1 protein-coding gene is annotated in these 413 nt (G+C 56.2%); it reads right to left on the bottom strand.

What is annotated here, in order from left to right; all coding sequences use genetic code 11:
• The coding region (locus AC1RPW_RS08020; protein WP_481769445.1) for a hypothetical protein at window positions 1-413 on the bottom strand (413 nt) is incomplete at both ends.

The following is a 413-nucleotide window of genomic DNA, read 5'->3' as shown; positions in this document are numbered from 1 at the left end:
AGTTCGAAGTGTGTGAAATTCGAGAAGTTCGAGGCCCCTATAATATGGGGCTTACCGTCGCAGAAGCCGAGAAACTGTTGGTTCGAGGTTACGGCGGTGCCGTCCACGGTGAACAGGGCAGGCATCGGCATCTCTCCGTCCCACACCCTAAGTGCGTCGATTCCCTGAGCGCCGCGCGGCAAAATCACCTGCACGTCGAATCCAGTGCAGTGAGCACGCATAGGGCTGCTGAGCATATCCAGCTCACCGTTTCGCACCTGTACGTCGGTAACCACCAGCACCTGCCGGTGCCCCTTATACGGAGTGTAACCGCCGATGAAGTTACTGCCGAAGCAAATCGGGCAACTGGAATCGGCGTACCCTGTAAGACCTGTATCCATATCCCCAAGAACCTGATTGACCGTCTCTTCAAG

It is taken from the genome of Dellaglioa sp. CoH-55-MRSF-8, assembly GCF_056782195.1.
Note: the sequence above shows the minus strand (reverse complement) of the source record. Positions and strands in the feature narration are given on the sequence as shown.